Below are 22,186 nucleotides of genomic sequence, written 5' to 3'. Positions count from 1 at the left end.
ATTTGTATACATGAATGCCCGGCCGTAGGATTTGCCGCATGGAGGGAGTGCCCGAGCCGCACAACGGATGGACGTTTCTGACCAACCACGCCCGCGTGCTGGCGGTCATCGCGGACGACCGCAGCGCCCGGATCCGCGACATCGCCGCACACTGCCGGCTCACGGAACGCGCCGTCCAGAAGATCATCGCCGACCTGGAGCGGGACGGCTATCTGTCCCACGTCCGGGAGGGGCGGGGCAACGTCTACTGGATCGAGCCGGACAAGGTGCTGCGCCATCCGGCGGAGGCCGGGCTGCAGGTGGCCGCCCTGCTCTCGCTGCTCGCCCAGGACGAGGCCACCCGCGCCCGCCGCCCCGACTCCTGAACGGACGAGGCACGTTCGCGACCCCGGTGGGCGATCATGAACGGTGGTGAACCGGTCATTGCGGGCCGGTCCAGCGGGGCGAGAGACGAAGGTCACGAATACGTATCGGACATTTAACGCTTCAATCTTCACACCAGTCACACATGTTGGCTAGGTTGACGCCCAGACCGCATGAACGACTCCGGCACACCCCGCCGGGTCACGCGGCCCAACAGCCCGGCAGGGCACTGAGCTTGGGGCATCCCCGAATCGGGGGTCGCCCGGATCCGCGGGCCGGGGCGCCCGGCGGTGCACGGAAGGAGTACGTCTTCCATGGCGATGGAGGTCGGCGAGCCGAGCCGGGCGGAGGTCCAGCAGGCGGTCCACGCGCTGTACGACCGGGCCGAGAGCGACACCGGGAACTTCAACGCGACGCGCGCCGCCATGTCGGGCGCGAACCGCCGGTCCGGTGTCTCCCTCGCGCGGGGCGGGCGCGGGTCGGCCGACCCGTCGACCGAGGCCATGGCGCGCAAGTGGTTCGACGTGGCCCGCAGCAGCATCGGCCCCACCGTCGAGGCGGTCCTGCCGGCGGACCGGATGCCGGCCCGCCCCGTCGCCGCGGCCGGCCCCCGGGTGCCCATGGAGTTGGAGAGGGCCTTCGAGAACGCCGCGGGGCGCACGGCGGAGCCGGGCCGGCGACTCGAACTGGAGGCGCCCGAGCGGCGGACCCCGGAGCTGACCGCGCGAGCCGTCCCCGCACTGCCCGCGGCACCCGAGCGGGCGCCCGCGGCCCTCGAGCCGCGCCGGGAGGAGCTCGCGCCGGCGATACCGTCGCAGCCGACGGGGCTGCCCATGGGACCGCAGCCCGGCACGGTGTCACAGCCCCTGGCGGCACAGCCGATGAGACCTCCGACCGCCCCCGTGTCGCAGCCCGGAGACACCGCGGAGCAGCAGGTGTACCGGGCGGAGGCAGCGGCCGCGTGGGCGGGCCAGGCTCCGGCCGCCGGCTCCGACGCAGCGGCTCAGCGCGGCGGAAGCGGCATAGGCGGCGACGACCAGTTGCCCGAAGCCAAGATCATGACTCCGGGGGCGGGGGCCGGCTCCCCGTCCGGGGGCGGCAGATCCGCCTCCCGGCGTGCCAGGTCCGCCTCCGGGGGCGCCGAGTCGACGCCCGTCTTCCCGACCTCCGAATTCGGCGTGGCCAAGCCCGCGTTCAGCTTCCCGATGCCCGAAATAGACCCCGCCACGGGCTCGTTCATCCTCCCCGACTTCGATGCCGTGGCCACCACCCCGGCATCCGGCACGCCCGCGGCCCGACCCGGCCCGTCCACCGGCTCGTTCACGTTCCCGATGCCCGACGCCGAACCCACCACCCCCGCCACCGGAACCCCCGCGGCCCAACCCGGCCCCGGAACCGGCTCGTTCACCTTCCCCATGCCCGACGCCGCTGTCGCGTCCCAGGCCGGCGCCACGGCCCCCGGCGCCGTGGCCGCGAGCGGCGGGGCGGGCGCCCCGTCCGCCGAATTCGGTGGAGCGCCTCCGTTCAGCTTCCCGTACCCCGAAGCCGGCCCCGGCACGCCCGCCGCCGGCACACCGATGCCCCAGACCGGCCCGGCGAGCGGGTCGTTCAGCTTCCCGATGCCCGACGCGTCCCTGACCACGCCTCCGGCCGGAACCCCGATGGCCCAGACCGGCCTCGCCATGGCCCCGGCCGGTCCGCCCATGCCCGACGCCGCCCTCACCGCGTCCGCGGCGGGCTTCCCGGCCTCCGAACTCGTGGGCGCCGCTCCCCAGCCGGGCTTCCCGGCCCCCGAACTCGTGGGCGCCGCTCCCCAGCCGGGCTTCCCGGCTTCCGGAGCCGGCGTCGCGGCGCCGATGCAGGGCATGGCGGCCTCCCCCGCCGCGGGTCTCGTGGGAGCGCCGATGGGGTACGCCGAGCCGGCCCTCACGGCTCCCGCGCCCGTCGCCGCACCCGCGCCGGCTCCGATGCCCGCACCCGCACCCGCCCCGGCTCCGATGCCCGCCCCGGCCGCCGCCTATGCGCCCGCCCCCGCCTCGGCCGCGGCCCCCGTCGGCGCCACCTTCAGCGCGACCGGCGCGGCCTATCTGGGCAAGGCGGACAAGGCGCTCGCCTTCGCGCGTGCGCAGGTCGGGCGGCCCTGTGTGTGGGGCGCGACGGGCCCGGAGTCGTACGACTGCTCCAGTCTCACCCAGGCCGCCTGGCGGGCCGCCGGGGTGACCCTGCCGCGGTCCGCCATCGACCAGGCGAAGGCCTTCACCCGGGTCGGCCTGGACGAACTCCGGCCCGGTGACCTCGTGTTCTTCCACGACGACCTCAGCCACGTCGGTCTGTGCACCGACGGCGGCACGATGATCCACGCCCCGGGCCCCGGCGCGCACATCCGCGAGGAGCCGATCCTCGCCGTCGGTGAGGGCACGGTACGCGGCGCGGTGCGGCCCGCGTGAGGTGAGCGCCCCGGTCGGAGCCGTGACGGGGAGGACGACCGGGACGCCGTACGTCCGCCGCGTCAGTGATGCACGGCGGCTGCGGGCTGGGCTGCCCGGCGAGCCGGGCCACAGGAGGCCCGTGCCGGGTCGCCCAGGCACACCCGGGCGACCTGGTCCCGCCCGGCGCGCGGCCGGTGGGCGCCGCCTCGCCCTGGCCGTCCGCCGCCCAGGCGCCCCCTCCTGCCTCACCCGTCCGTGCCCGGCGGGTGACACACCTCATGGGTCAAGGACCGGCAGCGGCTTCCTCAGCGCATGACGGAGCTGGCGCGTCCCTGGGTTCTGCGGACGTTGTTGTAGGCGCGCAGGAGGAGTTTGGAGACGGCGCACGGCGACATGTCGACGTGACACTGACGGCACGTGCGCACGTGCTCCTCGTAGGCGGTGCGGGCCTGGTACAGGGCGTCCTCGGGCGAGGGCATGGGGGGTCCTCCGAACGAAACAACGGTTTCCGCGGGCTTGCCTACTTGCCAGTAGGTCCGGTCGAAGGAAAGTGGACCATGTTACTTACGGTAGTGGAAAATGGGATTCCGGCCGTTCCTGAAACCGTTTTCGCTCACCTGGCGTGAACCGATCCGTGCGTGACGAACCCCCTAGACGTCCGCGCGGGCCGCGAGGGACAGCACCAGGGCCGCCGATCCCGTACCCAGGAGCGCGCCGGCGACGACATCGCCCGGGTAGTGCACGCCGGTGTGGATCCGGGAGTAGCCCACGGCACAGGCGAGCAGGCCCAGCGGGACGGCGGCGACCGGGAAGGCCTGGCCGACGGCGGCCGCGAAGGCGACGGCCGAGGCGGTGTGCCCGGACGGGAAGGACGCGGAGTCCGGCATCGGCACATGGCGTCCGGGGAACGGCGAGTCCGCGGAGCGGTGCGGCCGCCGACGCCGTACGAGCCGTTTGCCGACCAGGTTCGCGGTCGCCGAGGCCACGCCGATGGCGGCGACGCCCAGGACGGCGGCGCGGCGCGGGCGGCCGCCGCGCAGGGCCAGGCCCGCGGCGACCGCGAAGGACAGCTTGGAGTGGTCGGAGGCGGCGGAGAGCCGGCGCAGCGCGGTGTCCAGGGTGGGGGTGCGGGTGATGGTGACCGTCTCGTACAGCGCCTGGTCCAGGGTGGCGAGGTCGCGTACCAGTGGCGGGGTGGTGAGCTTCGGCAGGCGGTCAGACATCGTAGACATCCTTGATCGTACGGGGGTCGGGATGGCCGAGGGCCAGGCGCGCGATGCGCCGCCAGTCGACCGTCGGTGGCGCGTAGGCCGCGCCGGGGCGATGGCGGGGCACCCGGACCCGGAGCACGCTGGGCCGTACGGTGCACACCACCGGGGTGGGCAGTTCGAGCGCCTCGCCGTCGATGGCGACCGGGATGCGGTCCCGGTCGGCCTCGACGACCACGCGGTGCGCGGTGAGCGTGGTGATACCGCTGGCCCGTTCGCCGAGCAGGGCCAGTTCGGCGGCCTGGGCGGCGCCCTCCACACGCACGCCGATCACTCCGAGCAGACCGGCGTCGAGGCGGGGCCGGCGGCCGCCGCCCAGGGGGTCGGCGCGCGCGTAGGCGTTGTTGCTGACCAGCACGGCCTGCGGGGCCCGGATACGGGTGTCGTCCGCGCGCACCTCGAGAGCCGGCCCCGCGCCGCCCTGCAGCAGGTCGGGCAGGTGCTCCAGGGCGGTGGCCGCCTTCGCGTCCCGGTACTCGGGGTTCTGCACTATCTCCGCGTACGCCCCGAAGGAGACGGTGTTGACGAACGGCCGCCCGTCGACGTCGCCGAGGTCGACGCGCAGTTCGATGCCGTTGGTGAGGGCGTCGAGGCTGCGGACGGGATCGGTGCGGTCCAGACCGAGGTCCATGGCGAAGTGGTTGCGGGTGCCGGCGGCGACGACGAGGAAGGGCAGGTCGTGTTCGGCGGCGACGGCGGCGACGAGCGCCTGGGTGCCGTCGCCGCCCGCGACGCCGAGCAGGTCGGCGCCCTCGGCGACGGCCCTGCGGGCCTCGGCGACCGGGTCGGTCCAGCCCTCCCCGGTGCCCAGCAGCACCACCCGGGCCCCGAGCGACTCGGCGCGCTCGACGAGGCCGTGCTTCTCGACCTTTCCGCCGCCCGACCGCACGTTCATGATCAGAACGGGGTGGCGGGGCGGCGGGGTGCGGCGGCCGTGGGTGCCCTTGGGACGGCGCAGGGAGCGCATCGACTGGCGGGCCGACGCCAGGGCCGCGGCCCACAGCGCGAGGGCGCCGACCGCCACCACCCACAGACCCGAGGTGGCGTACAGCACGAGCACGCCCACGGGCGAGGTGAGGGCGAGCACACCGCCGAGGAACCGGGCGCCGCCCCGGTGGGCCAGCATCCACCAGACGCCGGCCCCGGCGAGCGCGAGACCGGCGAGGCCGGCGAGCAGGACCAGCCAGCCGCCGGACCCGGCGCCGCCGGCCACGACCGCGGCGCAGCCGAGGACCAGGACCAGGGCGAGCCGGGCCCATCTGCGCGCCCGGGCGACGGCGTCCTGGCCCGTCACGCCCGCGGTCCACTTCGAAAGCGTCTTGTTCACCGTGCGCCCGCCATGCTCCCAGGTCCCCTCGAGGTGCGTGTCGTGTGGTACGAGTCATGGTAGGTGGACAGCATTCGGTCAATTGTCCATGGCGCAGCAATCCGGCGTGACGCCCGGGGCGTTGGAGGGGTCCAGACGGCAGAAGCAGGACGCCCGGACGGGTACGTCCGCCAGCGCGGCCGCGAACCTCAGCTGCTGGGCGACGATCCGGGCCTCCGCGTCCTTGCCCTGGCGGACCAGGCACTCGTGGAAGCCGTGCAGGGACCAGACGTTGCCCGGGTGCTGGGACGGCCGCGGCAGCGTGTCGTCGAGCCCCAGGTCGGCGCGGTACACCGCCTCCGCCTCCGCGATCCGGCCCTGTTCGAGGAGCAGGGCGCCGTAGGCGTGCCGGGTGGGCTGCATCCAGCCCCACGGCTCGTCGTAGGGCAAGTTGTCGTCGAGTTCGATCGAGCGTTCGAGGGCGGCGAAGGCGAGGTCGTACCGGCCCCTGCGGTACTCCAGCTCGCCGTCCAGCATCGCGGAGGCGATGGCGAGGATGTCCCGGCAGGTGTTGTTGAACAGCATGCGGGTCTCCTGGACCCGCTCGGCCGCCGCCCGGAAGAGCTCGCGTTCGGTCTCGGCGTCCGTCACCCGGCCGGTGGCGGAGAGGGCGACCCCGCGGGCGTAGTGGAGCAGCGCCGTCGTGACGCTGTGGAGCTCCCGGTCGGCGGGGAACGGCAGGGCGAGGATGTCGTCCCAGCGGCCGAAGCGGATCAGGACGTGGAACCGCATGCCGAGGAAGGCTTCCAGCCAGTCGGCCATGGGCGGGCTCTGCACCCGCAGCAGTTCCTCGGGAATGGCGGCCTCCAGCCGTCCCGCGGTCTCCAGCGCGGTCCGGCACTGGCCGAGGAACATCGCGCCGTAGATCTTGAAGTGGAGGTCGTGGCAGCGGTAGAGCGTGTAGAAGTTCATCGGGCCGGAACGGGCCAGGACCTTCTCGTCGGCGGCGATCGCCGCGGTGTTGTCGGTGACCACCCGCCGGTAGTCGCCGCAGAGCACGTCCAGGTGCGAGGGCATGTGCTGGAGGTGGCCGGCGTCGGGCACCAGTCCGCGCAGCCGGTCGGCGACCCGGAGGGCCGCCTCGGGGGTGGGCGACATCTCCATGAGGTGGATGTAGAAGTGCAGGATGCCGGGATGCCCGGCCGAGGCGGGGTCGGTGAGCGCCCGGTCGAGCACCTCCTTGGCCTCGCCGGTGCGGGCGCCCTCGGCGGGCCGGCCGGTGCGCAGGTCCCACAGCTGCCAGGGGGTGAGGTTCATCAGGGCGTCGGCGTACAGGGCGGCGACGTCGAGGTCGTCGGGGGCGAGTGCGTGGACGGCGCGCATGGCGTCGGCGTAGGGCGCGTTCCACACCGAGCAGTCCTTCGCGGGCCGGTCCTGCGGATAGCGCGCCCGCAACGCGCCGATCAGCGCCCTTTCCACGGGGGTGGCGCCGGCGGCCTTCTCGTGGGCCAGCTCCACGGCGGCGTGGGTGCGGGCGACGGTCCGGGCGAGGTCCTGGTCGTCGAAGAAGTCCCAGGGCTTGTTGTAGTTGGGGCCGAGGGCGTAGGCGATGCCCCAGTACGCCATCGCGCAGTCGGGGTCGGCGCGGGCCGCCTCCTCGAAACAGGCGACGGCCTCCTCGTGGTGGAAGGCGTACGACCACACCAGTCCGCGGTCGCACCACAGCTGGGCCTCGGGGGACGAGGTCGTCACGGGCCGGCGGTGGCCGCCGAGGTCGTAGTAGTCCACGTGGTCCACGGGTTCCATGGTGCTCCCATCGTCGCGCGGTTCGAGCGACGTATACCGTGCGGGCCGGTGCCGGAGCGGTGGCTCGGCGCGGGAGCACCCGTACGGGGCGAGGGGCCCGTCGCCGGTGCGACGGGCCCCTCGTGGTGTTCCTCGTGGTGTTCCTCTTGGTGATCCGCCGTCTCAGCCGGTGCGGCGGACGTTGCGGTAGAGGACGACGAAGCCGGCGATCACCAGCAGGCCGCCGGCGGCCGCGGGCCACAGGGTGGCGCCGGTCTCGGCCAGGCTGCCCTCGACGGCCTGCGGCTGGGTGCCGGTCCCGGTGTCCGCCGGGGGCTGTGCGCCGGTGTCGGCCGGGGTGTCGGTGTCGGCCGGGGTGTCGGCGGCCGTGTCCGCCGGTGACGGCGTCTTCTCCGGGGCGGTCGCGGCCTTGCCGACCTCGCCCTCCGCCTCGGTGCCGGGGGCCGGGGTGGCCGCCTTGGGCGCGTCGGCGGTGGGCTTGGTGTAGGTGTCGGGGCCCGTGTCGGCGGAGCCGCCACCGGCGCCGTCGCCGCCTGCCGCGGGGTCCGTCTCCGCGGGTTCGGTGGCGGGGGCGTCCGGGGCCTGGGACTGGGCCGGGGGCTTCTGGGCGTCGTCACCCGGGTTGTCGTCCGAGCCTGCGCCGGAGCCGTTGTCCCCGCCGTTGCCTTCGTCAGCGCCGTTGCCCGCGCCGTTGTCGGAGCCGTTGCCCGCGCCGTCGTCCGCGCCGTTGCCGGCACCGTCGTCGGAGCCGTTGCCGGAGCCGTCGTCGCCCGTTCCGGCGCCGCAGGTCCGGCCGTCGTTGATGCAGCCGACCATCTGCCCCATCAGGTCCTCGTCGAAGACGTTGATGAAGTCACCGTGGTCCGTCACCGGCTTGTGGAGCTGCTCGGGGAAGGAGTCCACCGCGAACAGCGGCTTGGTACGGCCTCCGTCGGCGAGGCTCGGCGCGTCGACGTCGTAGACGATGCGCTGCACCAGCTGCGGGATGGCCTCGAAACCGGCCGGGCAGGTGCCGTCGGGTGCGGCGAAGGCCACGTGGGTGCGGTGGTTGGCGCTGTCGATGTTGCTGCCGTCCCAGCAGCTCTGGAAGCGGAAGGTGCGCACCACGTCGCTGCCGTCGGGGCAGAGCGGGTACTTGTCCTTCAGCTGCCGGTCCTCGAAGCCGGTGCAGCTCCAGGAGGCGTTGGCGTTCGCGTTGCCGTTGACGAAGGCCTTGGCGTCGCCGGTGATGATCCGCAGCAGCCGGGGCATCGCGGTGACCTTGGAGCGCGGGTTGCCGACGAAGGTCAGCGTGACGTCCTTGGGGGTGACGATCTCACCGGCGTTGCCCTCGATCCCGCCGCCGGGGCTGCCCGCGTCCTGCTCCTGGGTGCCGTTCTGCAGCCGCAGGACGGGCCAGTAGTAGGTGGACTTGTCGCCCTGGTCCACGCAGCTGGTCTCGGCGTTCGCCAGGTCCTCGTCGGAGGCGAAGGCGGTGTTGGACTGGTTGCCGATGTAGTCGTGGAAGTGGTGGGCGCCGTTGCTGACGCCGGGGGCGACGATGACGTTGTCCGAGTTGAACAGGCCGTTCTCGTTCACGCCGCAGCTGGTGGTGAAGGTGCCGCGCGAGGGGCCGGAGCCGGGGTCGGCGCCCTGCTGCGCGGGCTGGACGGTGGTGATGTCCACGTAGTCGCCGGCGACGGGGCCGTTGCCGGCCTGCCCGCCGTTGCCCTGCTGGCCGTTCTGACCGGACCCCTGAGCCTGGCCCTGTCCCTGGCCTTCGTTCTGGTTCTGCCCCTGTTCCTGCTTCTGGCCCTCTTCCTGGCCCTGTTCCTGCTGTTGCTGCCCCTGGACCGGTTCCTCGGTGACGCGCAGGGTGCAGGCGGCGAGGGAATCCAGGCCCTCCGGGCGGTCGCCGGCCCGGTCGATGGCGTCCGCGATACGGCCGAGCGTCGCGCCGCGCTTCTCCTTCAGCGGGTTCATGACCGCGTTGTCGGCGAATCCGGGGTCCTGCCGCACCGCATCCGCCTGCTCCTGGAGTTGGCGGTAGGCGGCGGCTATCTGCTCGTCCAGAAGGGCGAGTTCGCGGGCGACCTCGGGTGCGGCCTGCTCCGGGACGGCGGTGAGGCCGTTGCCGACGTCGGGACAGTCGATCGTGACCGCACCCCCTCCCGTCAGCTGCACGGTCTCGCCGTTGGAGGTGGCGGAGGCATAGACGTTCACCGCCATCAGCCCGCCGCCGCCGAGGATCAGTGCGACCGCCGCGAAGGTCGCACGTCGTCCGCCTGTCGGGCGTCTGCGCCTGTTGTGTACCAAGGAGTGCTCCTACGCGTCGTGGTCGGCGGTCGGGGCATGGAAATCCCCCGGCCCTATACGCAGCGGGGCACAGGAGTGTTCAACCGCCTCACGAATTCATAGCAACATCTCAGGCGGACCGTCCCCCTCGGTCCTTCGTCACCGCCGTGGAAAGGGCCGCCGGAACCCGCAGGGGCCGCTGGAGTCGACCGCGTTCGTGCAGCAGGCCCAGGACGACGGCGGCGGCCACGGCTATCAGGTGCTCGCGGCCGGCCAGGTTCGGCTTGGCGATCGACTCGACCACCATGGAGCCGCCGGTGAGGATGAAGACGACGGGCGCGCGGCGGACGACGGAGATGTACGTGAAGAGCCCCACGACCGCCGCGGAGGGGCCGGTGTCGAGCACCTGCCCCGCCTCGGGCGGCAGTCCGAGGCCCCACCAGCCGGGCCCGATCGCGATCATCACCCGCACGGTGAGGGTGCCGGCGAGGGTGGCCGCGTAGGCGACGGCCAGGGTCCTGAGGCGGCCGAGGGCGAGTTCGGCCAGGGCGAAGGCGAGGAAGAGCTGGGTGATGCCGGCCCACACCGGCAGGTCGAGGGCGGGGACGTACAGGGAGACCGGGGTGCGCAACAGGGCCAGCCACAACGGGAGATCGCCCTGGACGCCGCCGAGGATCCGTACGGCGGTAGCGCCGGCCGGGCGTTGCGCGACGGCGTGGAAGAAGATCACGCCGCCGCAGGCCACGAACGCCAGCAGCAGCGCGCCGGGGCCGCGCCGGCGCAGCTCTCGCACCGGGTCGACGACGATGCCGTACCACTCGCCCCGCAGGGTCCGGCCCACGAAGGCGGCCGCGCGGGCCGGGGCGCCGAGGCGCCGCCCGTCCTCGCCGTCCCCGGCACGGCCGTCGTGGCGCCGCTCCGCGTCTGGACGCAGGATCACCAAGGGTCCCCCCAGGGAACTCGTCGCCCGGACGTGCGGGTCCGGGCGGGTCGGAACAACTCCCCCACCCGTACGGCACGACCCCGCGCGACGGGATCGGCGCACGTCACCGGCGGGAGACGCCACCCCGGCGGGAGAGCCGGTGTCGCCCCTGTGAAGACGCGAAGACGGCCCGCCAGGATCATTCCCTCACGGACCGGGACTGTCGGCACCCGTCCGGTGACGGGCGGTGCCGGTCACACCTGTGGCCGGCTCCCCGGCTCCTGGGGCGGGAGCGTCTGGGCCGCGCCGGGCGGCGTGGGCCTGGGCAGCGCGGCCACCGCCTGCTGCGCCCGCACCAGTTGCTCCGCCGTGTCGCCCGGCAGGCGGGGTGCGACCGGCCGGGTGGAGGAGAAACGGAAGGCGGAGGTGAGGTCGCCGAAGGCGGCGCGCCGCCAGGCGCTGATGTTGGGCTCCTCGACTCCGGTGACCCGTTCCAGGAACCGCAGTGTGGAGGTGTGGTCGAAGGTCTCCGTGGCCACCCAGCCGCCCACGGTCCAGGGCGAGACGACGAGCGCGGGGACGCGGAAGCCGCCGCCGACCGGGAGTCCCCGTACGAACTCGTCGGGTGTGCCGGCGGGCGGCGTCGGCGGGGGCACGTGGTCGAACAGGCCGTCGTTCTCGTCGTAGTTGAGGATGAACGCCGTCTTGCGCCACACCTTCGGGTTGGCGGCGATCGCCTCGATCTTCGAGGCCACGAAGGCCGCGCCGGCCGCCGGCAGGTGGTGCGGGTGCTCCGACTGGTGACTGGTCGGCATGATCCAGGACACGGTCGGCAGCCGGTCGGCGCGGGCGTCGCCCTCGAACGTCCCCTCGGGCTGCGGCCGGACGCCGCGTTCGTACAGCGCGGAGCCCGGCGGGGCGTCGCGGAACACGGCGAACTGCTCCAGCACGTTGCAGGCGTAGTCGTCCTCCTGCTGGTACACCTTCCAGCTGATCCCGGCCGCCTGGAGCCGTTCGGCGTACGTCGTCCAGCGGTACGGCGTCGGCGCGGTGTTGTTGATGACCGGCCCGCCCCGGGTGCCGCCGGGGTCGAGGGTGCCGGTCATCCACAGCAGGCGGTTGGGCCAGGTCGGGCCGAGGACCGAGCAGAAGTAGTGGTCGCAGATGGTGAAGGCCTCGGCGAGCGCGAACTGGAAGGGGATGTCCTCGCGGGTGTGGTAGCCCATGACGTACGGGGCGTTCAGGCCGTCGGCCTTGCGGTGGGCCGGCAGCCAGCGGTCCATCTTCCCGCCGTTCCACGCCTCGTGCTGCACCGACCAGGAGTGGCTGGTGGAGGGGATGGCCTGGGCGCTGGTGGTGCGGGTGTCGAGGTGGAAGGGCAGCAGGTGGCCCTGCGGGTGCTCGGCGTCCGGCTGGTGGAACACCGAGCGTCCGGTGTCGAGGGTCAGCGCGTCCGGGTCGGCGAAGCCGCGCACCCCCGACAGGGTGCCGAAGTAGTGGTCGAACGACCGGTTCTCCTGCATCAGCAGGACGACGTGCTCGACGTCGGCGAGCGAGCCGCGCCGCGGCGGCTCGGCGGCGACGGCCCTGCGCACGCTCGGCGGGAGCAGGGTGACGGCCGCGGCCGCGCCCAGCGCGCCCGCGGAGCCCAGCAGTCTGCGGCGGGTCAACTCGGCCATGCGTGTCCTTGTCGAGCGGAGAGAACGGTGGGCGGCGCGCACGGAGAGGGGCCGGCGTGGGCCGGCCCGTCGTCAGGCGGGGGTGCGGGGGCGTGTCGTTCGCGCGGTTCACGCCGTGCGTGTCATGGAGGCCGTTCAGGTCGGCCAGACGTCCGCGCTGTCGCAGACCCGCGCGTCCATGTTCCGCTCCATCATCCGCAGGGCCGCGTCGGCGAGGTCGGCGTGGATGTGGGCGACGGCGTCCCGGGGCACCGTCGTCCGCAGATGGCGGATGTGGGCGTCGAGCGCCGAGTACAGCACGCACTGCTCGGTGACCTGACCGCACAGCACGAGGTGGTCCACCCCCTCCTGGTCGAGCAGATACGACAGGGGCGTCTCGAAGAAGATCGAGTGGCGGGCCTTGACGACGAACAGGGAGTCCTCGTAGGGTTGCAGCGGTTCGACCAGGTCGGCATGGGGGCCGGCGAGGGCCGTGCCGAGGAGTTCGCCGTGGTGGGAGCGCCACTGGCCGAAGTTGTCGTTGACGTAGACGACCGGTGTGCCGTCCCTGCGGGCGCGGGCGAGGAGACCGGCGGCGACCGGGACCACTCTGCGCGCCGACGGCAGCAGCAGGTCGGCGTCCTGGTGGTCGTAGGTGTTGATCATGTCGATGACGATCAGCGCGGTCTTCCCCATGGGTCTCATGGTTCCCAGCCGGGGCCCGGGTGTGACAGCACGTCATGTGCGCTCACCCGAAGGCCTGAACGGCAGCGGATCCGCGCGCCGACCGTGTCCGCCGGCCGGTGCGGGGCCGGCACCCCTCCGGGCGTATTCCGTGGCGGGAGGCCCGACCCTCCGGGTTACAGTGCACCGCCTGGATCGAGAGGAGACGGCGCGGTGCGCTTCGGGGTGGGAAACGGGAGGCGGGGGCCGGCACGGGCCGCCCTGCTGACGGGACTGGTGACGGGACTGTTGACGGGCTGTGCGGCCGGGGACGGGGACGGAAGCGGGGGCGGGGGTTCGACGGCGGCCGAGGTCGCCCGCCGGGGAGGGACCGTCGGCGCGGCGGGCTCGGCCTGCGAGCTGCCCGTCACCTTCGACATCGCCGAGTCCTGGAAGGCGAAGGCCGTCGACGCCGGGGCGGCGGACGACGTGAGCGAGGAACTGGCCGACCTGGCCGACGCGTTTCTGCACCAGGGCCCGGTCACCATGGCCTGCGAGATCGACGCCAAACCGGCGGGGAACATCGGGTTCCTGCGGGTCTGGACCGGTGAGCCCGGTGACGCCGGCGCACGCGCCGTGCTCGAGGACTTCGTGGCCGACGAGCAGGGGGCCGGACGGGAGAAGTACCGCGGTTTCCGGGCGGGCGACGTCACCGGCACCGAGGTCGAGTACGTCACCCCCGGTGGCGGAAAGGAAGTGAAGAAGGCCCGCGCCCTCGCCGTGATCACGCCCGACGGGCCCGTCGTGCTCCACCTCGGCGGTCTGGACAACGAGGAGCACGAGGCCATGCTCCCGGCCTACGAACTCGCGAAGACCACCCTGCACACGACACCCTGACCGGGCCGAGCCGCACGGCCACCCCGGCCGTGCGGCCAGCCGGCACACCCCCCGCGGTACGGCAACGGAACCGGCCGCCCCGCCGGGGCGGTCCCCATCCACCCGGCCCCACACCCACCGCGGCAGCGCCACGGAACCGGCCACCCGGCGGGGCACCGCTCCGATCCACCCGACCACACGGCACGCCACGCGCCCCCACCAGGGCACCACCACCGAACCGGCCACCCGGCGGGGCACCGTTCAGGTCGACCCGGCCGCATGGCATGGCACCCACACCCACCAGGGCACCGCCACCGAACCGGCCTCCGCTCCCATCCACCCGGCCACACGACACGGCACCCGCACCCACCGCGGCACCGCCACGGAACCGGCCACCCGGCGGGGCACCGCTCCCATCCACCCGACCACACGGCACGCCACGCGCCCCCACCAGGGCACCGCCACCGAACCGGCCACCCCGCCGGGCGTCGCTCTCCGGGCGCCCCGCCGGGCGCGGCGACGGCGCCCGTTCACGGCATCTGACGTTCTCTCCCCCCTCCGCCCGGCCCGGCGCTCCGGCCGTGCCCCGGACTGCCGGGTGCGGATGCACATTCGACCGGATGTGGCGCATTCTTGCTGTGTCGCCCACGCGGCGGCGCACGGACGAGGTAGGGCCGATGACTGGGAGCGCCGAGGACGAGCGGAAGCCGGCCGGGTCGCTGCCCGCGCTGCTGACCGCTGCCGCGGTCGACGCGCTGCGGGCGACGGGCGGGCGTGCCGGGGGCGCTTACCTGTGCTCGCGCACACAAGGGGTGCTCCGGCTCGCCGTGCTCTCGGGGCTCCCGGGCCCGCTGTTCCGGCCCTGGTGGCGGGTGCACGAGGACCGGCCGTTCCCGGTGGTGGACGTCCATCGGACGGGCGTACCGGTGGTGCTGGCGAACGCCACGGAGGCGATGCGGCGGTATCCGCAGCTGGCGGCGGGGCTGCCCTTCCAGTTCGGTTCCCTCTATGTCCCGGTCGCGGCGGAGGGCCGGTCCTTCGGGGTGCTGCTCGTGGTGCGGGCGGCGGTCGCCGACGCGGCGGAGGTGCTGGCGCAGCGCGAGCGGCTGGCGGCGGTGGCGGACCGTCTGGCGGCGGCCCTGCTGCGGCTGGAGGCCGACGGTGTGACCGTGACGTGGGACGAGGAGCCGGTGGGCGTGCGGCCGCCGGCGGCGGGCCCGGCACCGGGACGGGTCGGACGGTTCTCGTGGGACCCGGCGTCCGACGCCGTCGTGGCCGACGAGCGGGCGCGCGCCCTGTTCGGGCTGCCGACCGGCGACCTTCCCGCCACACTGGACGCGCTGGCCCGGGCCGTCGACCCGACCGACGCCCACCGGCTGCCCGACCTCCTGCGCGAGACCGCGCGGGGCAGCCCCCCGCCACTGCCCCTGGAGGTGCGCACCACGGAGGGCGGCACGCGGCTGCTGGAACTGTGGGCGGCGGCCGAGGGGCCGTCCGGGACCGTCACCGGCGTCCTCCTCGACCCCGGCGCTGGGGCCCTCGCCGACGGAGCGGCCGACCTGCTCCCGGAGGGCGTCTTCTGCCTCGACCGGCTGGGGCTCATCGTCTACGCCAACTCCCGGGCCGCGCACTTCCTGGGCGTGGACCGGGCCGAACTGGTCGGCCGGCCGCTGTGGGACGCCGTACCGTGGCTGAACCAGTCCAGCTGCGACGAGCACCTGCGCGGTGCCCTGCTGTCGCCGGAGCCGGTGCACTTCCACGTACGGCGGCCCCCCGACCGCCCGCGGGTCTTCGAGGGCGACTGGCTGAGCCTGTCCGTCTATCCGGGCCCCGATCTGCTCACCTGCAAGGTGGTCCCGGCGAACCGCGTGCCCTCCGAATCGGCCCCCGAGCCGGTGGACGCGGAGGTCCCGGCGCCGGAGGCGGCCGCGTCGACCGCCCCGCTGTACCGGCCGATCGTGCTGGCGATCGCGCTGACCGAGGCGGTGACCGCGCGCCAGGTGTCGGCGGTGGTCATGCAGGAGCTGCTGCCCGCGTTCGGCGGCCGCCGGCTGGCGATCTACCTGCTGCAGGAGCGGCATCTGTACCTGGCGTGGGAGAACGGTTTCCCGGAGGGCTTCCTCGCGCCGTTCGAGGGGGTGGGCCTCGACGCCCGGCTGCCCGGGGTGGAGACGCTCACCACCGGCCGTCCGATCTTCTTCGACTCGATGCAGCAGCTGGCCGCCGCCTATCCGGGCATCGCGCTGGACGCGACGGAGGGCGCCCGCGCCTTCCTCCCGCTGATCGCCTCGGGCCGGCCGGTCGGCTCGTGCATCCTCGGCTTCGACGGCCCGCGCAGCTTCAGCCAGGAGGAGCGCACGGTGCTGACCGCGCTGGCCGGGCTGATCGCCCACGCCATGGAGAAGGCCCAGCGCTACGACACCGAGGCGGCCCTCGCGCGCGGGCTGCAGCAGGCGCTGCTCCCGCGGCGGCTGTCGCAGCACGCGCGCGTGGAGACCGCGGGGCGCTATCTGCCGGGCACCGAGGGCATGGACGTCGGCGGCGACTGGTACGACGTCGTGGAGGCCGGTGACGGGCTGGCGCTGGTCATCGGGGACGTCCAGGGGCACGGGGTGCAGGCGGCGGCCACCATGGGGCAGCTGCGCAGCGCGGTCCGGGCGTTCGCGCTCAGCGACCATCCGCCGCAGGAGGTCATGTCCGGCACGAACCACCTGCTCATCGACCTGGACCCCGGCCAGTTCGCCAGCTGCTGCTACGTCCGGCTGGACCCGGCCACCGGCCTCGCCAGGGCCGCCCGGGCGGGGCATCTGCCCCCGCTGCTGCGCCGACCCGACGGCCGTACCACGACGGTGGACCTGCCGGGCGGGGTGGTGCTGGGGGTCGACCCGCGCGCCCAGTACCCCGTGGCGGAGCTGCGGCTCGACCCCGGCGCGATCCTGGCGCTGTACACGGACGGGCTGGTGGAACGGCCGGGGCACGACATCGACGAGGGCATCGCCGCGCTGCGCACGGTCCTGGCCGGGGCGGGCGGCGCGAGCGGGCGCTCCCTGGGGGAGGTGGCGGACCTGCTGACCGCGTCGGCCCGGCAGGCGGCAGACCGGGCGGACGACATCGCCCTGCTGCTCGCCACCCTCCCGGACGACCGTGAAGATCACACAGGGGAATCATGACCGGTCCGGCCCGTGACCCAGTGTGACGTCTCTCGCCTCACGGGGCCGGGCAGTGTAGGAATGGCACATGGCACGTGTCCTGGGGCGCCCGGGTGCCCGGCCGGCCCGTCGTCCCCGGGGCTCGGGACGGCGTGCGCCCGAGTCGGCACTGGGCGGGCGCAGTCTCGCCGCGCAGGTGTTCTTCCTGCAAGTGGCCATCGTGCTGCTGCTGGTGGTGGCGGCCGTCGTCGCGCTGCTGCTGCAGGTGCGCCACGACAGCTCGCAGGAGGCCCGCAACCGCTCCCTCGCGGTGGCGCAGACGTACGCCAACTCGCCGGGCATCGTCGCGGCCCTGCGCAGCCCCGACCCCACGGCGGTCCTCCAGCCGTCGGCCGAGGCCGCCCGCAAGGCGGCCGACATGGACTTCATCGTCGTCATGAACACCGACGGCATCCGCTACACGCATCCCAAACCGGACCGCATCGGCAAGAAGTTCGTCGGCGACATCCAGCCGGCGCTGGAGGGCGGCACCGAGGTCGAGGAGATCGACGGGACCATCGGCCGGCTGGTGCAGGCCGTCGTGCCCGTCAAGGCGCCCGACGGGACGGTGGTCGGCCTGGTGTCGTCCGGCATCACCACCAAGCACGTCGGCGGCAACGCCGACCGTCAGCTGCCGCTCGTCCTCGGCAGCGCCGCGGCGGCCCTCGCCCTGGCCACCGCGAGCACGGCGCTGGTCAGCCGCCGGCTGCTGCGCCAGACCCACGGTCTCGGACCGCGCGAGATGACGCGGATGTACGAGCACCACGACGCGGTGCTGCACTCCGTACGCGAAGGGGTGATCATCGTCGGCGGGCACGGTGAGCTGCTGCTCGCCAACGACGAGGCGCACCGTCTGCTGGACCTGCCGCCGGACGCCGAACGCCGCCAGGTCCTCGACCTGGGCCTGGATCCCGGCACCGCCGAACTGCTGGCCTCCGGGCGGATGGTCACGGACGAGGTGCATCTGGTCGGGGATCGGCTGCTGGCGATCAACCAGCGGCCCACGAACCTCACGGGCGGCCCGGCGGGCAGCGTCGCCACACTGCGCGACTCCACGGAGCTGCGCGCCCTGTCCGGCCGTGCGGAGGCGGCCCGTGAGCGTCTCGACCTGCTGTACGCGGCCGGGGTGGGGATCGGGACGAGCCTGGACGTCACCCGCACGGCTCAGGAGCTGACGGAGCTGGCGGTGCCCCGGTTCGCGGACTTCGCCACCGTCGACCTGTTCGACGCCGTCCTGGACGGGGAGGAGCCGGAGGCGCGGGCCACGCTGCGGCGCACGGCGATGAGCGGGGTCCGCAAGGGCGCGCCGCTGTACGCGGTGGGCGAGCGGATCCGGTTCGTGGACTCGGCGCCGCAGGCCCGCAGTCTGGCGAGCGAGCGGGCCGTCCTGGAGGCGCGGCTCGCGGAGTCGCCGGGCTGGCGGGCCCAGGACCTGGAGCGGACCGAGCAGGTCGTGGAGTTCGGGATCCACTCGCTGATCACCGTGCCGGTGCGGGCGGGGGCCCTGGTGCTGGGCGTGGTCAGCTTCCTGCGCTCGGAGCGGCCGGAGCCGTTCGACCCGGAGGAGGTGGCCCTGGCGGAGGAGCTGGTGGCGCGGGCGGCGGTCTCCATCGACAACGCGCGCCGTTTCACCCGCGAGCACGGCATGGCCGTCACCCTGCAGCGCAGTCTGCTGCCGCGGACCCTGCCCGAGCAGAACGCGCTGGACATCGCCTACCGCTATCTGCCCGCGCAGGCCGGTGTCGGCGGCGACTGGTTCGACGTGCTGCCGCTGTCCGGGGCGCGGGTGGCGCTGGTGGTGGGTGACGTGGTCGGGCACGGGCTGCACGCGGCGGCCACGATGGGACGGCTGCGCACCGCGGTGCACAACTTCTCCGCCCTCGACCTGCCGCCCGAGGAGCTGCTGGGGCTGCTGGACGAGCTGGTGACCCGGATCGACCAGGACGAGTCGGCCGACGCCGTCGGCGCGCCGGTGTCGGGGGCGACCTGTCTGTACGCCATCTACGATCCGGTGGCGCGGCGGTGCACCGTCGCCCGGGCCGGGCATCCGCCGCCGGCGCTGGTCCACCCCGACGGCCGGGTGGAGTACCCCGAGGTACCGGCCGGGCTGCCGCTGGGCCTGGGCGGGCTGCCGTTCGAGACGGCGGAGCTGGAGCTGGCGGAGGGCAGCCGGCTGGTGCTGTACACGGACGGGCTGGTGGAGGACCGGCAGCGGGACATCGACACGGGGCTGGAGCTGTTGCGCTCGGCCCTGGAGCGGAGCGCGGGCGGTACGCCGGAGCAGACGTGCCTGAGTGTCCTGGACGAGTTGCTGCCGGCGCGGCCGAACGACGACATCGCCCTGATCGTGGCGGGCACCCGGGCGCTCGGCGCGGACCGGGTCGCCGAGTGGGACGTGCCGATGGATCCGGCGGCGGTGGGGGAGGTGCGGGCGGCGGTGGCCCGGCGGCTGGCCGCGTGGGACCTGGAGGACCTGTCGTTCACCACGGAGCTGATCCTGAGCGAGCTGGTCACCAACGCCCTTCGCTACGGCAGTGCCCCGGTCCGCGTCCGGCTGCTGCGCGACCGCACCCTGATCTGCGAGGTCTCCGACAGCAGCAACACCTCGCCGCATCTGCGGTACGCGGCGATGACGGACGAGGGCGGGCGCGGGCTGTTCCTGGTGGCGCAGCTGAGCGACCGCTGGGGGACCCGGTACACGCCCACCGGCAAGGTCATCTGGGCGGAACAGCCGCTGCCGTAGGGAGGGTCGGATCCGGGGCCGATGCGATCTTTGACTCATAAATGATGTTTATGAGTCCATAGAACGGACCCGCGTACCGGGTTAGGTATGCCTCAGTTTAGGCTTCCCCCGAGTTGATCTGTCGTCGCTCGAAGGGAAACTGATCATGCCCCGCCCCCTGCGGGTAGCCATCGTCGGAGCCGGCCCCGCCGGGATCTACGCCGCCGACGCGCTGCTCAAGTCCGATGTGGCCGCCGACCCCGGTGTCTCCATCGACCTCTTCGAGCGGATGCCGGCCCCGTTCGGACTGATCCGTTACGGCGTGGCCCCCGACCACCCCCGGATCAAGGGCATCATCACCGCCCTGCACCAGGTGCTCGACAAGCCGCAGATACGTCTCTTCGGCAATGTCGACTACCCGACCGACATCAATCTGGACGACCTGCGCGCCTTCTACGACGCCGTGATCTTCTCGACGGGCGCCATGGCCGACCGCGAGCTGGCGATACCGGGCATCGAGCTCGACGGTTCCTACGGCGCCGCCGACTTCGTCTCCTGGTACGACGGTCACCCGGACGTGCCGCGCACGTGGCCGCTGGAGGCCGAGAAGGTCGCCGTCCTCGGCGTCGGCAACGTCGCGCTGGACGTGGCCCGCGTCCTGGCCAAGACGGCGGACGAGCTGCTGCCGACGGAGATCCCGCCGAACGTCTACGACGGTCTGAAGGCCAACAAGGCGCTGGAGATCCACGTCTTCGGCCGCCGTGGCCCGGCGCAGGCGAAGTTCTCGCCGATGGAGCTGCGGGAGCTGGACCACTCCCCCACCATCGAGGTCGTCGTCGATCCCGAGGACATCGACTACGACGAGGGCTCGATCGCGACCCGGCGCGGCAACAAGCAGGCCGACATGGTCGCCAAGACGCTGGAGAACTGGGCGATCCGCGACGTCGGCGACCGTCCGCACAAGCTGTTCCTGCACTTCTTCGAGTCGCCCTCGGAGATCCTCGGCGAGGACGGCAAGGTCGTCGGCCTGCGCACCGAGCGCACCGCCCTCGACGGCACCGGCAACGTCAAGGGCACCGGTGAGTTCAAGGACTGGGACGTCACCGCGGTCTACCGCGCGGTCGGCTACCTCTCGGAGAAGCTGCCCAAGCTGCCCTGGGACATCGACTCGGGCACGGTTCCGGACGAGGGCGGCCGGGTCGTCGAGGAGAGCGGCAACCACCTGCAGTCGGTGTACGTCACCGGCTGGATCCGGCGCGGCCCGGTCGGCCTGATCGGCCACACCAAGGGCGACGCCAACGAGACGGTGTCGAACCTCCTGGCCGACTACACGGGCGGCCGTCTGCAGACGCCGTCCTCGCCCGAGCCGGAGGCCGTGGACGCGTTCCTCGGCGAGCGCGACGTCCGCTACACCACCTGGGAGGGCTGGTACAAGCTGGACGCCGCCGAGAAGGCCCTGGGCGAGCCGCAGGGCCGCGAACGCGTCAAGATCGTCGAACGCGAGGACATGCTCCGCGAGAGCGGCGCATAACCCCCCACAGGGCGCCCTGCCCGAGGGTCCCGGCGACACAGCGCCCCCCTGAGCCCCGGCGGCACGAGGCCACCGGGGTACGGCGGCTGGGCGGCACCGGGACCCTCGGGCGACTCCACCGGGCCTCGCCCGACTCCACGTTCCGCGGTTTGACGGCGGGGGCCGGCAATGGGGGTGGGGTACATGATCGACGGCTGCTAACGTCCCGGCGTGTTCTTCCTTCACGAGCCTCCCCTGTTCACCCGGTTGCGCGAGGCGCGACGGGTGCTCGTCGCCGGTGCGGGCGGCGGGTTCGACGTGTTCGCGGGCCTTCCGCTGGCGCTCGCGCTGCGGTCGGCCGGCAAGGACGTCCATCTGGCCAACCTCTCCTTCACCGAGCTGTACGGCCTGCCCTCCGAGGTCTGGCTGGAGCCGGACGTCGCGGTGGTGCGCCCCGACACCCCGGCGCGGGGCGACTACTTCCCCGAACACACCCTGGCCACCTGGCTGGACCGGCAGGGGCTGCCCGCCACGGTGTACGCGTTCCCCCGCACCGGTGTGGCGCCGCTGCGGGACGCCTACCGGGCCCTGCTGAGCCACCTCGGCGGCGTCGACGCCCTCGTCCTCGTGGACGGCGGCACGGACATCCTGATGCGCGGCGACGAGCACGGGCTGGGCACGCCCGAGGAGGACATGGCGAGTCTGGCGGCCGTGCACGCCCTCGACGAGGTCGAGCACCGGCTGGTGGCCTGCCTGGGCTTCGGTGTGGACGCCCATCACGGCGTCAACCACTCCCTGGTCCTGGAGAACCTGGCCGCGCTGGACCGCGAGGGCGCCTACCTGGGTGCCTTCTCCCTGCCCCGCGACAGCCGTGAAGGGGCTCTGTACCTGGACGCGGTGGCCCACGCCCAGGCGTCCACCCCCGGGCACCCGAGCATCGTGAACGGCTCCGTCGCCGCCGCCGTACGGGGCGACTTCGGCGACGTACGCTTCACCGAACGCACCAGGGACAGCGAGCTGTTCGTCAACCCCCTCATGTCCCTGTACTTCTGTGTGGACGCCGTGGGCCTGGCCCGCCGCAACCTCTACCTGGACCGCCTCACCGACACCGTCCTGATGCGGCAGATCAGCACCCGCATCGAGGAGTTCCGCGAGGAACTCCCCGTCCTGCGGCAGCCGCGGGCGTTCCCGCACTGAGGCA

The 22,186-nt window shown here is 73.6% G+C and carries 15 protein-coding genes; 7 read left to right on the top strand and 8 right to left on the bottom strand.

The features are described from left to right. The first annotated feature begins 38 nt into the window (after positions 1-38). The gene (locus ACFY2L_RS11785) at positions 39-365 is read left to right on the top strand and encodes a helix-turn-helix transcriptional regulator (RefSeq protein ID WP_390822165.1); all 327 of its coding nucleotides are present in this window, start codon (positions 39-41) and stop codon (positions 363-365) included. A gap of 312 nt (positions 366-677) precedes the next feature. After that, positions 678-2,810, top strand: a complete 2,133-nt coding sequence (locus ACFY2L_RS11780; RefSeq protein ID WP_390822164.1) for an NlpC/P60 family protein — start codon at positions 678-680, stop codon at positions 2,808-2,810. Positions 2,811-3,097: 287 nt separating this feature from the next. Here ACFY2L_RS11780 and ACFY2L_RS11775 read toward each other — a convergent pair whose 3' ends face one another. From ACFY2L_RS11775 to ACFY2L_RS11740, 8 genes are all read right to left on the bottom strand, one after another. Next, positions 3,098-3,271 carry a hypothetical protein gene (locus ACFY2L_RS11775; protein WP_390822163.1) on the bottom strand — a complete coding sequence of 58 codons (174 nt, stop codon included), beginning with the start codon at positions 3,269-3,271 and terminating at the stop codon, positions 3,098-3,100. A gap of 171 nt (positions 3,272-3,442) precedes the next feature. Beyond that, complete coding sequence (locus tag ACFY2L_RS11770) at positions 3,443-4,015, bottom strand: phosphatase PAP2 family protein (RefSeq protein WP_390656758.1); 573 nt, start codon at positions 4,013-4,015, stop codon at positions 3,443-3,445. Continuing rightward, positions 4,008-5,387, bottom strand: a complete 1,380-nt coding sequence (locus ACFY2L_RS11765) for a diacylglycerol/lipid kinase family protein (RefSeq protein ID WP_390822162.1) — start codon at positions 5,385-5,387, stop codon at positions 4,008-4,010. Before ACFY2L_RS11765 ends, ACFY2L_RS11770 begins: the two co-directional genes overlap by 8 nt. A 78-nt stretch (positions 5,388-5,465) precedes the next feature. Next, positions 5,466-7,154 (bottom strand): tetratricopeptide repeat protein, encoded by a 1,689-nt coding sequence (locus tag ACFY2L_RS11760; RefSeq protein ID WP_390657127.1) that lies wholly within the window; start codon positions 7,152-7,154, stop codon positions 5,466-5,468. Between the two features lie 180 nt (positions 7,155-7,334). Further along, positions 7,335-9,380 carry a DUF1996 domain-containing protein gene (locus ACFY2L_RS11755; protein WP_390822413.1) on the bottom strand — a complete coding sequence of 682 codons (2,046 nt, stop codon included), beginning with the start codon at positions 9,378-9,380 and terminating at the stop codon, positions 7,335-7,337. Positions 9,381-9,576: 196 nt separating this feature from the next. After that, positions 9,577-10,287, bottom strand: coding sequence for a hypothetical protein (locus ACFY2L_RS11750; RefSeq protein ID WP_390657125.1), 711 nt, complete (start codon positions 10,285-10,287; stop codon positions 9,577-9,579). A gap of 335 nt (positions 10,288-10,622) precedes the next feature. Then, complete coding sequence (locus ACFY2L_RS11745) at positions 10,623-12,047, bottom strand: alkaline phosphatase family protein (protein ID WP_390822161.1); 1,425 nt, start codon at positions 12,045-12,047, stop codon at positions 10,623-10,625. Between the two features lie 135 nt (positions 12,048-12,182). Next, positions 12,183-12,722: an isochorismatase family cysteine hydrolase gene (locus ACFY2L_RS11740; RefSeq protein ID WP_390822159.1), complete on the bottom strand. Its 540-nt coding sequence runs from the start codon at positions 12,720-12,722 to the stop codon at positions 12,183-12,185. Between the two features lie 201 nt (positions 12,723-12,923). Between ACFY2L_RS11740 and ACFY2L_RS11735 the strand changes: the two genes are divergently transcribed. From ACFY2L_RS11735 to ACFY2L_RS11715, 5 genes are all read left to right on the top strand, one after another. Then, positions 12,924-13,586 (top strand): lipoprotein, encoded by a 663-nt coding sequence (locus tag ACFY2L_RS11735; RefSeq protein ID WP_390822158.1) that lies wholly within the window; start codon positions 12,924-12,926, stop codon positions 13,584-13,586. Between the two features lie 656 nt (positions 13,587-14,242). Next, positions 14,243-16,735 carry a SpoIIE family protein phosphatase gene (locus ACFY2L_RS11730; RefSeq protein ID WP_390656753.1) on the top strand — a complete coding sequence of 831 codons (2,493 nt, stop codon included), beginning with the start codon at positions 14,243-14,245 and terminating at the stop codon, positions 16,733-16,735. A 67-nt stretch (positions 16,736-16,802) separates the two neighbouring features. Next, positions 16,803-19,496, top strand: a complete 2,694-nt coding sequence (locus ACFY2L_RS11725; RefSeq protein WP_390656752.1) for a SpoIIE family protein phosphatase — start codon at positions 16,803-16,805, stop codon at positions 19,494-19,496. A 145-nt stretch (positions 19,497-19,641) separates the two neighbouring features. Further along, on the top strand, positions 19,642-21,006 hold the full coding sequence (locus ACFY2L_RS11720; protein WP_390656751.1) for an FAD-dependent oxidoreductase: 1,365 nt from the start codon (positions 19,642-19,644) through the stop codon (positions 21,004-21,006). Positions 21,007-21,216: 210 nt separating this feature from the next. After that, positions 21,217-22,182, top strand: coding sequence for a DUF1152 domain-containing protein (locus ACFY2L_RS11715; protein ID WP_390656750.1), 966 nt, complete (start codon positions 21,217-21,219; stop codon positions 22,180-22,182). Positions 22,183-22,186 lie beyond the last annotated feature (4 nt).

Origin of the sequence: Streptomyces sp. NPDC001381, assembly GCF_042895685.1 — a bacterium.
GTDB lineage: Bacteria > Actinomycetota > Actinomycetes > Streptomycetales > Streptomycetaceae > Streptomyces.
Note: the sequence above shows the minus strand (reverse complement) of the source record. Positions and strands in the feature narration are given on the sequence as shown.

Bases quoted from the DNA above. Each gene is read 5' to 3' on its own strand.
- ACFY2L_RS11770 (WP_390656758.1), bottom strand. From the start codon at position 4,015: ATGTCTGACCGCCTGCCGAAGCTCACCACCCCGCCACTGGTACGCGAC.
- ACFY2L_RS11755 (WP_390822413.1), bottom strand. From the start codon at position 9,380: ATGGCGGTGAACGTCTATGCCTCCGCCACCTCCAACGGCGAGACCGTG.
- ACFY2L_RS11740 (WP_390822159.1), bottom strand. From the start codon at position 12,722: ATGGGGAAGACCGCGCTGATCGTCATCGACATGATCAACACCTACGAC.
- ACFY2L_RS11720 (WP_390656751.1), top strand. From the start codon at position 19,642: ATGCCCCGCCCCCTGCGGGTAGCCATCGTCGGAGCCGGCCCCGCCGGG.
- ACFY2L_RS11785 (WP_390822165.1), top strand. From the start codon at position 39: ATGGAGGGAGTGCCCGAGCCGCACAACGGATGGACGTTTCTGACCAAC.
- ACFY2L_RS11725 (WP_390656752.1), top strand. From the start codon at position 16,803: ATGGCACGTGTCCTGGGGCGCCCGGGTGCCCGGCCGGCCCGTCGTCCC.
- ACFY2L_RS11730 (WP_390656753.1), top strand. From the start codon at position 14,243: ATGACTGGGAGCGCCGAGGACGAGCGGAAGCCGGCCGGGTCGCTGCCC.
- ACFY2L_RS11775 (WP_390822163.1), bottom strand. From the start codon at position 3,271: ATGCCCTCGCCCGAGGACGCCCTGTACCAGGCCCGCACCGCCTACGAG.
- ACFY2L_RS11780 (WP_390822164.1), top strand. From the start codon at position 678: ATGGCGATGGAGGTCGGCGAGCCGAGCCGGGCGGAGGTCCAGCAGGCG.
- ACFY2L_RS11745 (WP_390822161.1), bottom strand. From the start codon at position 12,047: ATGGCCGAGTTGACCCGCCGCAGACTGCTGGGCTCCGCGGGCGCGCTG.